Annotated in this window: 1 protein-coding gene; it reads left to right on the top strand. The window is 33.6% G+C overall.

Annotated features, from left to right (window positions below; genetic code table 11):
- The coding region (locus tag CXF67_RS00275; protein ID WP_145990328.1) for a DDE-type integrase/transposase/recombinase at positions 1-348 on the top strand (348 nt) is incomplete at both ends.

The following is a 348-nucleotide window of genomic DNA, read 5'->3' as shown; positions in this document are numbered from 1 at the left end:
AGACCTAATCAGGTTTGGGCATCTGATATCACATACATTAGAACCGTAAAAGGATTTTGTTATCTCGCTTTAATAACGGATATGTATTCCAGAAAAATAGTAGGTTATGACCTTAGTGATAGCTTAGAACTTAAAGGGTGTGTAAGAGCACTTAATAAAGCCATATACGAAGCTAAAAATATTAATAGACTAATACATCATTCTGACAGAAGAATACAGTATTGTAGCAATGTATACACGCAAATACTCAAAAGAAAAAAGATAGACATTAGTATGACGGAAGAAAATCATTGCTACGAAAATGCCATGGCAGAGCGCGTAAACGGGATACTAAAAGATGAGTTTTAT

It is taken from the genome of Psychroflexus sp. MES1-P1E (assembly GCF_002836055.1).
GTDB lineage: Bacteria > Bacteroidota > Bacteroidia > Flavobacteriales > Flavobacteriaceae > Psychroflexus.
This window is presented reverse-complemented; position numbering and strand designations above follow the sequence as displayed.